Genomic DNA, 9697 nt, shown 5'->3' with positions numbered 1-9697 from the left:
GCCAAGCGCAGGGAGAATTTGCCGCGTGGGTGGAAAATTTTTAGATCGTGATTGCTAGCGCCGCGCACTCGTCGACAGACCACCCGGCCGAGCTTGACATCCATCGGAACATAAAGTGAACATACTCTCGGTTGTATGCGAGGCGAATCACACGCGAAATCCAATGTGTCGCCGTCCGCCAGGGAAAGGCGATCGATCCGATGTCCATGTCATGCATAGTATTCAGCAACCGGCACCTCGCCTCCATCAGGGAATGGCAGATCAGCTTAAACGAGATTGGCTTTCCCATCACTCTTAAAGACGATGGAGATCGTCCCATCGTCGCGTTACGCGGTCACCTACCAGCGGCTTGGAACGATTTGGAGGCAGGCTTCGAATGCTATCCAGGTCATGTCGAAGAGACAGTCGAAGCTGTGGAGACCTATGCCGAATTCGATTTCGGCGGTCCTTGGACATGCATGATAGATATCTACTACGCGGGCTATGCTGGTTGGGCGGGGGCCGCGATGGCTGCCGCAGCCTACGCCCGGGCGACAGGCGGCGTTGTCTTTGGGGCTGAGGGTGGCGACGTGTTGAACGTGGAAGCCGCGATTTCCGATGCACGCAAAACGGAACGCCGCGTGTTGGATATTCTGGCGGCCGAGGAGCCGTAGGGTAGGCTCCTGCTCGCCAATGGAAAAATGGCTGAACAGTCGTTCTGACCAGCCATTCTTGGATCTATCGAATGATAGCGGACACTCGAAGCTTTAATTCTCTTCGTCGCCCGGCTCGAAGTTCTGCACCGGCTCGGCGCTCGCCACCGGGGTCGGGGCCGAGAGGGTCGAGGGCACGTTGACGCCGTCGCGCTTGTAGATGTCGTCGCGGAACTGCACCGCGCCGTCCGGTGTCGACCAGGCGGTGATGTAGGTCCAGTAGACCGGCACCGGCGTCGTCATGCGGGCATCGATGCGCTTGCCGCTTTCGATCGCCTGCTCGACCTGCTCGCGGCCCCAGCCGGGAGTCTCCTTGAGAAGCCAGGTGATGTATTCGCGCACGTTCTGGACGCGCACGCAGCCCGAGGAGATGAAGCGGAAGTCGTCGCCGTACACACCCTTCGAGTTCGTATCGTGCATGAACACCCCGTGCGGGTTGGGGATGTTGATGCGCACGATGCCCATCGAGTTGAAGTCGGCGCCCGAATCCTGGCGGTAGCGGTAGCGCGTGCCCTCGTCCGAGTTCCAGTTCACCGAAGCCGGCGAGATCTCGGTCTCGCCCGTGAAGATGCGGATCTTGTTGTCGGTGAGGTAGTTCGGATCCTTCTGCATCTTGGGGATCAGGTCCTTCTTCACGATGGAAGCCGGGACCGTCCAGGTCGGGTTGAAATTGATCTCCACCGCCTTGGCGTTCATGATCGGCGACTGGCGGTCGATCTTGCCGACGCCGGCGGCATGGAGCGTCACGACCTGGCCGTTCTCCACGGTCTGGACCAGGGCGGCCGGGATGTTCGTGATCACGAAGCGGTTGCCGAGATTGCCCGAATAGGAGCGCAGGCGCAGGACGTTCACCTCGAGCTGGCGCAGGCGTACGTCGGCGGATACGTTCATGGCCTGCTGCGTCGCCATGCTCATGGCGCCGGTCTGGCTGAGGCCGTGCCGGGCCTGGAAGCGCTTCACGCCGGCCGCGACGTAGGAATCATAGACGGCGGCCGTGCCGGCCGAACCCGACGCCTGGTCGAGGTCGCCCGTCGCAACGAGGCGCTGGCGCAGGGCCGTGACGGCCGGGCCGCGCCCGCCGATTCGCAGCTTGTCGGCGCCGGAGACCGGCCGCCATCCCCCGCGGGCGACGATTTCCTTGTAGCGCTCCACCATCTGCTCGGTGGCCGCGATGGTCTGGGGCGACAGGATCGGGGTGAGCGAGCGCTGCACCTGCAGGCCGGCGGGGGCGGCGTAGTCCTGTGCCCACTCGGCCTGAGCGAGGCCCGCCGGCTCGCGCGCCGAGGCCGGCTGGCCGATGGCCACGGAGGCGAGGAGAGCCAGGCCGAGCGAGCGGAAAGGATGGGCCTGTGTGAGCATCGGGCAGGACTCTGATCTGTGTTGAGGGCGCCAGGCTCGTCCGACCCATCGCGGCAGACGCGACCGGGCCGACGTTCCTCTTGCCGCGAACCTGTCTTGGCAGGGTTAAGAAGCCATGCCGACCGGGCCACAATGTGGCGCGGCCGGACCGGCCGCGTGCATCGGCGCACCTGCGGCGCATTCGCAACAGAGTCCCCGCTCCGTCCTTGAAGGCTGGTGAGATGAGCGGGCTTGGCGTAAGGCGATAGCTATGGGTGAGACGAGCACCATGGCCCGGCGTCTGCGCCCGATCACCGCGGTGATCGTGCTCTACGCGTTCGTGCTGCAGGGCTTCCTCGGCGGCCTCCTGCCGGTCCGGATGCTCGACCATGCCGGGTTCCTCTGCTCGCAGGCCGCCGAGACGGCCCGCAACGGCGACGATCCGATCAAGGTGCCCGCGCAACACGGCGCTGCCTGCTGCATCGCCGCCCATGGCGCCGCCGATGCGGCCCCTCCCGTCCCCGCGATGATGACGCTGGTTTGGCCGCTGCGCGAGGCCAGTTCGCTCGTCAGCCGCCCCGAGATCCGCGTCGCCGCACGGGCGCCGCCCGGATCGATCTCCCTCGCCAGAGGCCCTCCGACCGCCTGAGTCGATCGTTCATTCCCGATCCCTCAGACGTTAGGACTGCCCTCATGAACCGGATTCCCCGGGCCGAGCTCTGTGCCGCCCTCCTCATCACCCTGTCGGCCACCGCCTCGTTCGCGCACGTCACCTTCGAGCGGGGGGAAGCGAGCCCCAACGCCACTTACCGCGCCGTCGTGCAGGTCAACCATGGCTGCTCCGGCAAACCGACGACGCGGGTCAGCGTTACGGTTCCCGAAGGCGTGATCGGCGCCAAGCCGATGCCCAAGCCCGGCTGGGAGGTGACGACCCAGAAGGGTCCCTACGCCCGGACCTATCCGTATTTCCACGGCGACGTCAGCGAGGGCGTCAAGACCATCACCTGGGCCGGCGGAAGCCTGCCCGACGACCAGATCGACGAGTTCACGTTCCTTGCCCGGATCACGGATGCGTTCGAGCCCGGAAGCACGGTCTACTTCCCCGTCCAGCAGGATTGCCCCGGCGGCAGCCATAGCTGGAGCGAGATTCCGGCTGCGGGGCAGCAGGCGCGCTCGCTGAAGTCTCCCGCTCCCGGGGTCGTCGTCCTGGCGGCGCAGACGGGACCGGCCACCACCGGCACCGTGTCCTCCACGGTGAAGGCCGGCGACCTCACCATCGAGACGCCCTGGATGCGCGCGACGCCGGGCGGCGCCAAGGTGGCGGGCGGCTATGTCCGCATCACCAATTCCGGGAGCCAGCCGGAACGGCTCACCGGGGCGGCGATCCCGCTCGCCGGGGCTGGCTCGATCCACTCCATGTCCATGGAGGCCGGCGTCATGAGGATGGCGGTCGTCGAAGGCGGGCTCGTCATCGCTCCGGGTCAGACCGTCGAGCTCAAGCCCGGCGGCTATCACCTCATGTTCGAGGATCTCAAAGGGGCACCGACGGCCGGCGAGCCGATCGTAGGCAGCCTCACCTTCGAACGGGCGGGCCAGGTGACGGTCACCTTCGCGGTGGCGCCGATCGGCGCCAAGGGGCCGACCGGAACTCCGGCAGGCAAGCCGTCCGGTCACCACGACCACTGACGCAGCGGTGCCGGGCTTTGCCGACCGGCGGCCCGGACCATCCCCATCCTGCCCGATTGGACGGCCTGCCCCTTCGCGATCCCGGTCGCGGAACGTGAGGCGGCCGCTCCGGAGCCCTGTCCGATGCCTTCGCCCATCATCCGTGGCGGCGCACTGGCGCTTGCCCTGCTCTCTCCCCCCTCGGTGCTCGCCGAGGACGCGGCCGCGACCTTGGCCGAACTCAGCGTCCAGGGCACGGAGGGCGGCTCGGTCACGGTCCCGAGCGTCGCCCAGCAGCGCGCCGCGGTCGGTTCGACCGTCGGCTCGGTGGCCTTCGTCGACGCGGCCGAATTCCAGAACCGCTACGCCAACACTCTGCGCGACGTTCTCAAGGACACCCCCGGCGTGTTCGTGCAGCAGCGCTACGGCCAGGAACTGCGCCTGTCGGTGCGGGGTTCGGGCATCTCGCGCGGCTTCCACCTGCGCGGGCTCGAACTCCTGCAGGACGGCATCCCGGTCAACCTCGCCGACGGCAGCGGGGACTTCTACCAGATCGATCCGCTCGCCCTGCGGTCGGTCGAGATCTACAAGGGCGGCAATGCCCTCACCTTCGGGGCGACGACGCTGGGCGGTGCGATCAACTTCGTCACGCCGACCGCCTACACGGCGTTCGCGCTCAACATCCTTCGGATCGACGGCGGCAGCTTCGGCACCATCCGCGAAAATTTTCAGTTCTCGCGGATTTCAGGGCCGGCCGATTTCCTGATCAACGGCACGATCACGAATTCCGACGGCTACCGGACCCATGAGACCCAGCGCACGCAGAACTTCAATGCCAATCTCGGCTACCGGCTCGCGCCCGGCGTCGAGACCCGCTTCTACGCCGGCATCTATCTCACCGACCAGAAGCTGCCCGGCACGCTGACGCTCTTCAATGCCCTGAACACCCCGACGCTCGCCAACCCCACGGCGATCTCCGGCAACCAGTCGCGAAAGGTCGAGACCGAGCGGATCGCGAACCGAACCTCCTTCGTCCTCGACGTCGGCAAGCTCGATATCGATACGTGGGCGATCCACAAATCGCTCTACCACCCGATCTTCCAGGTCATCGACCAGGACGGCTGGACCTACGGGATCTCGCCGCACTGGGCCGGCAGCTTCGATGTCGCGGGGTACCGCAACGACACGATCCTCGGGCTGCGCGCCTCGGCGGGGATCAACTCGGCGCTGCAGTTCAACAACCGCGCCGGCCAGCGCAACGGCCAGACCCTGAGCGCTCTCCAGAGCGCCTCGAACTACGAGGCTTACGGCGAGAACCGGTTCTGGTTCCTGCCCGACGTCGCGCTGATGGCCGGCGCCAAGGCCTTTTCGTCGAACCGGACCTACAGCAACAAGGGCGGCTTTGCCGCCAACCCGAACGTCCAGTTCGGCAACCGGACCTTCGAGGGCATCAACCCCAAGGTCGGCCTGATCTGGCAACCCGTGCCCGACATCCAGGTCTTCGGCGACATCGCGCGCTCGCGCGACGTGCCCGACTTCTCCGACCTCGCCCAGACCAGCAGCCTGCGCACCACCTTCGTGCCGCTGGAGGCGCAGCGCGCCTGGACCTACGAGGCCGGCAGCCGAGGCCGCATCGATCGCTTGGCCTGGGACGTCACGCTCTACCGGTCCGAGATCCGGGACGAGCTGATCAACTTCTCGGTCAATCCCGGCCTCAACATCCCGGCCGCGACCTTCAACGCGGCGCGGACCCTGCACCAGGGCGTGGAAGCGGCCGTCTCCCTCGACCTCGTGCGCGATCTCACCGGCATCGGCGACACCCTCGCCGTCTCGCAGATCTGGACCCACAACGACTTCCGCTTCGTGGGCGACCCGGTCTTCTCCAACAACCGCATCGCCGGCATCCCGCGAGACGTCCTGCGCACGGTGGTCACCTATGCCCATCCGAGCGGGCTCTACGTCTCGCCGTCCGTGGACTGGGTGCCGGGGGGCGCCTTCGCCGACCATGCCAACACGCTGCAGGTGTCGGGCTACGCCCTCCTCAATGTCCAGACCGGCATCGACTTCAAGAACGGCGTCTCGCTGTTCCTCGATGCGCGCAACCTCACGGACGAGCGCTTCGTCTCCGACATCTCGGTGGTGGCCAACGCCTCGACGGGGGTGGGCGGCGCGGCGGCGCTGGCGGCCTTCTATCCCGGCAACGGCCAGAGTGTCTTCGGCGGGGTAAGGGCGTCGTTCTGACAGGGCGCGAGCGCTCGGGCCACCGCTTGGCCTGGAGCGCGCCGCCGGCGAGTCCGTGGATGGACGCTTCCGAACGCGAGCCTTCGTTGTGTGCCGCACAATCTTCTGTTGCCTTGCACAAACATCCGCTGTTCGCATCCCAAGTCACCGTTTGCGCTGGCGGCGGAAGTTTGGCACTCAAGACGCGCAATTCCGGGGAGGAATGCAAAAAATCCGAGCGAGACGTCCCGTGGCCACGCCAGGCCAAGCTCGAGATTCATCGAAACAACCCCCAAGGACGGTAGAATGACCGCATTGCTGCTGATCATCGGAGGCGGGCTGTGCGCCGTCGCCTACGGTATCGTGACCATCAACGCGCTGATGCGGCGGGACGCCGGCACGCAGCGCATGCAGGAGATCGCCGGCGCCATCGCCGAAGGTGCCCAGGCCTATCTGCGCCGCCAATACGCCACCATCGCGCTCGTCGGGGCCGTCCTGTTCGTCGCATTGGCCTATTTCCTCGGGATCAAGGTCGCCGTCGGCTTCCTGATCGGGGCGGTGCTCTCGGGAGCCGCCGGCTTCATCGGCATGAACGTTTCGGTACGCGCCAACGTCCGCACCGCCCAGGCCGCGTCGACATCGCTCGGCGCCGGCCTCGACGTCGCCTTCAAGTCGGGCGCGGTCACCGGCATGTTCGTCGCCGGCCTCGCGCTCCTCGGGGTGGCCCTCTATTTCGGCTACCTCACCCGCATCGTCGGCCTGCCCCCCGCCAGCCGCGAGGTCATCGACGCCCTGGTGGCTCTCGGGTTCGGCGCCTCGCTGATCTCGATCTTCGCCCGTCTCGGCGGCGGCATCTTCACCAAGGGTGCGGATGTCGGCGGCGACCTCGTCGGCAAGGTCGAGGCCGGAATCCCGGAGGATGACCCGCGCAATCCGGCCACCATCGCCGACAACGTCGGCGACAATGTCGGCGATTGCGCCGGCATGGCCGCGGACCTGTTCGAGACCTATGCGGTGACCGTGGTCGCCACCATGGTGCTCGCCGCGATCTTCTTTGCCGGCCAGACCGATGTGGGCGGGCGCAACGTGCTCGAAGCCATGCTGCTCTATCCGCTGGCGATCGGCTCGTCCTGCATCCTCACCTCCATCGCCGGCACCTACGCCGTGCGGCTCGGGGCCAACCAGTCGATCATGGGTGCCCTCTACAAGGGCCTGATCACGGCCGGCGCGCTCTCGATCGTCGCGATCGCGCTCGTCAACTTCGCTCTCTTCGGCAGTTTCAACACGTCCTTCACCACCACGGCCGGCGTCACCTTCACGTCGGGCGGCCTGTTCGGCTGCGCCGTGATCGGCCTCGTCATCACGGCGCTGATCGTGGTCATCACCGAGTACTACACCGGCACCAACTTCCGGCCGGTGAAGTCCATCGCGGACGCCTCCGTCACCGGTCACGGCACCAACGTGATCCAGGGCCTCGCGATCTCGCTCGAATCCACTGCGCTGCCGGCCCTCGTCATCGTGGCCGGCATCATCTCGACCTACTCGCTGGCGGGCCTGTTCGGCATCGCCATCGCGGTCACCGCGATGCTGGCTCTGGCCGGCTTCATCGTGGCGCTCGACGCCTTCGGACCGGTCACCGACAATGCCGGCGGCATCGCCGAGATGGCCGGTCTGCCGCCCGAGGTCCGCAAGTCCACCGATGCCCTCGACGCCGTCGGCAACACCACCAAGGCGGTGACCAAGGGCTACGCCATCGGCTCGGCGGGTCTCGGCGCCCTGGTGCTGTTTGCCGCCTACACCTCGGACCTGAACTACTTCATCGCCAATGCGAGCCCGACCCAGTACCGCTTCTTCCAGGGCGTCAGCGTCGATTTCACCCTGATGAACCCCTACGTCGTGGTCGGGCTCCTGCTCGGCGGCCTGATTCCGTTCCTGTTCGGCGGCATGGCGATGACGGCGGTCGGCCGGGCGGCCGGCGCCGTGGTGGAGGAGGTCCGCCGCCAGTTCCGGGAGAAGCCGGGCATCATGGCGGGCACCGACCGGCCCGATTACGGCCGGGCCGTCGACATGCTCACCAAGGCGGCGATCAAGGAGATGATCCTGCCGTCCCTGCTGCCGGTGCTCTCGCCGATCGTGCTGTTCTTCGTGATCCAGGCGATCGCGGGCAAGTCCCAGGCCTTCGCCACGGTCGGGGCAATGCTTCTCGGCGTCATCATCACGGGCCTCTACGTCGCCGTCTCGATGACGTCCGGCGGCGGCGCCTGGGACAACGCCAAGAAGTACATCGAGGACGGCCATCACGGCGGCAAGGGCTCGGAGGCCCACAAGGCCGCCGTCACCGGCGACACCGTCGGCGACCCCTACAAGGACACGGCAGGCCCCGCGGTGAACCCGGCGATCAAGATCACCAACATCATCGCGCTGCTCCTGCTGGCGGTGCTGGCCCACCTCTGAGGGATAGGGCGGTCCGTAGACCGAAGCGGGCGCCCCGACGGGCGCCCGTTCTCGTTCGAGCGGTTCGCCGTCAGGACACGCTGCGAAGGAGCGGAATGTCCATGGGCGAGAGCCCGTCTGCATCGCGTCGGAGGAGGTCCGTCGCCGCGAGTGCGAGGCGACTTGCTTCGGCGGCGAGATCGATATCGGCCTCGGTGAGGCGCCCCGCGCGGCTCGCGCGCTCGAAGGCCCGGCATGTCTCGGACAGGGTCATGAAGCCGAGCATGCCGGCGGATGAGACGAGCTTGTGAGCGACGTCGGCGATCGCGAGCCCGGCCGGATCGCGATCGCCGCGAGCGGTCCCGGTGATGGCATCGTACACGAAGCCGGAGGTGAGGACCGATTCGAGGTCGTCGAGCATCCGTCCGACCTTCTCGCGGCCGAGCAGGTCCCTCAGCTCGATGAAGGCGGCGTGATCGAAGAACGGGGCGGGGGTATCGGGCGCCTCGGCCGCCGCCCGAATCCCACGGGCGACGGCGGAGAGCAGGTCCGCCTTTCGGAACGGCTTGCCGATATGGTCGACCATGCCGGCCCGCTTGAAGGACTCGATCTGCTCGGGAAGGACATTGGCGGTCAGCCCCACGATCGGAATCTTGGCATAGCGGCCGCCGAGGGCACGGATGCGGCCGGTGGCCTCGATCCCGTCCATCACGGGCATCTGAATATCCATCAGGACGATGTCGTAGGCGCCGTTCTGGACCGCCTGGACCGCCTCGGCTCCGTCGCCGGCGAGGTCGACATGGTGCCCCCCTGCCGACAGGACCGCCATGGCGATGTCCTGGTTCTGGACGACGTCCTCGACGAGGAGGATCCTGACGGGCCGGTGCGTCGGCAACGGCGCGGCCGTCGTCTCCACCGTGGCGGGCGCGGCGTCGCCGATGGCAAGTTCCACGGTGAACCAGAAGGTCGAGCCCGGGCCGGAACGGCTCGCGAGCCCGATCTCGCCCCCCATCAGCTCGACGAGGTTCTTGCTGATGGCGAGACCGAGGCCGGTGCCCCCGAAGCGGCGCGAGATCGACCCGTCGATCTGGCTGAAACGCTGGAACAGCCGGTCGCGCTTGTCGTGCGGGACGCCGATGCCGGTATCGCTGACCTCGCATCGCAGGCGCAGACGCTCCCCGATGCGCCGCTCGCAACGCATCGTCAGCACGACGTCGCCAGAGGGGGTGAACTTGACGGCGTTGTTGAGCAGATTGAGCAGAACCTGGCGCAGCCGGTTCTGGTCTCCCACCAGGACCGGCGGCAGGTTGGGGTCGATGTCGGTGCGCAGGGACATCGGCTTGTCCATG

Annotated in this window: 7 protein-coding genes; 5 read left to right on the top strand and 2 right to left on the bottom strand. The window is 67.1% G+C overall.

Annotated elements, in window-relative coordinates; genetic code table 11:
• Window positions 1-200 precede the first annotated feature (200 nt).
• Window positions 201-653, top strand: a complete 453-nt coding sequence (locus ACFE7U_RS10710) for a hypothetical protein (RefSeq protein WP_375409710.1) — start codon at window positions 201-203, stop codon at window positions 651-653.
• A 93-nt stretch (window positions 654-746) separates the two neighbouring features.
• Here the strand turns inward: ACFE7U_RS10710 and ACFE7U_RS10705 are convergent, their stop codons facing one another.
• Window positions 747-2051: a murein L,D-transpeptidase gene (locus ACFE7U_RS10705; protein ID WP_375409709.1), complete on the bottom strand. Its 1305-nt coding sequence runs from the start codon at window positions 2049-2051 to the stop codon at window positions 747-749.
• 250 nt (window positions 2052-2301) lie between these two features.
• On the opposite strand from ACFE7U_RS10705, the gene ACFE7U_RS10700 reads away from it, so the two are divergent.
• The 4 genes from ACFE7U_RS10700 (at window position 2302) to ACFE7U_RS10685 (ending at window position 8369) form a co-directional block, all read left to right on the top strand.
• On the top strand, window positions 2302-2679 hold the full coding sequence (locus tag ACFE7U_RS10700) for a hypothetical protein (protein WP_375409708.1): 378 nt from the start codon (window positions 2302-2304) through the stop codon (window positions 2677-2679).
• Window positions 2680-2723: 44 nt separating this feature from the next.
• Window positions 2724-3716, top strand: coding sequence for a DUF1775 domain-containing protein (locus ACFE7U_RS10695; protein ID WP_375409707.1), 993 nt, complete (start codon window positions 2724-2726; stop codon window positions 3714-3716).
• A 123-nt stretch (window positions 3717-3839) separates the two neighbouring features.
• Complete coding sequence (locus ACFE7U_RS10690; RefSeq protein ID WP_375409706.1) at window positions 3840-5936, top strand: TonB-dependent receptor family protein; 2097 nt, start codon at window positions 3840-3842, stop codon at window positions 5934-5936.
• Between the two features lie 285 nt (window positions 5937-6221).
• Window positions 6222-8369: a sodium-translocating pyrophosphatase gene (locus ACFE7U_RS10685; protein WP_375409705.1), complete on the top strand. Its 2148-nt coding sequence runs from the start codon at window positions 6222-6224 to the stop codon at window positions 8367-8369.
• 70 nt (window positions 8370-8439) lie between these two features.
• Here the strand turns inward: ACFE7U_RS10685 and ACFE7U_RS10680 are convergent.
• The coding region (locus ACFE7U_RS10680; RefSeq protein ID WP_375409704.1) for an ATP-binding protein at window positions 8440-9697 on the bottom strand (1258 nt) is incomplete at its 5' end.

The sequence above is a fragment of the uncultured Methylobacterium sp. genome (genome assembly GCF_964251405.1).
Lineage (GTDB): Bacteria > Pseudomonadota > Alphaproteobacteria > Rhizobiales > Beijerinckiaceae > Methylobacterium.
This window is presented reverse-complemented; position numbering and strand designations above follow the sequence as displayed.

Bases quoted from the DNA above. Each gene is read 5' to 3' on its own strand.
- ACFE7U_RS10705 (WP_375409709.1), bottom strand. From the start codon at position 2,051: ATGCTCACACAGGCCCATCCTTTCCGCTCGCTCGGCCTGGCTCTCCTC.
- ACFE7U_RS10690 (WP_375409706.1), top strand. From the start codon at position 3,840: ATGCCTTCGCCCATCATCCGTGGCGGCGCACTGGCGCTTGCCCTGCTC.
- ACFE7U_RS10700 (WP_375409708.1), top strand. From the start codon at position 2,302: ATGGGTGAGACGAGCACCATGGCCCGGCGTCTGCGCCCGATCACCGCG.
- ACFE7U_RS10695 (WP_375409707.1), top strand. From the start codon at position 2,724: ATGAACCGGATTCCCCGGGCCGAGCTCTGTGCCGCCCTCCTCATCACC.
- ACFE7U_RS10685 (WP_375409705.1), top strand. From the start codon at position 6,222: ATGACCGCATTGCTGCTGATCATCGGAGGCGGGCTGTGCGCCGTCGCC.
- ACFE7U_RS10710 (WP_375409710.1), top strand. From the start codon at position 201: ATGTCCATGTCATGCATAGTATTCAGCAACCGGCACCTCGCCTCCATC.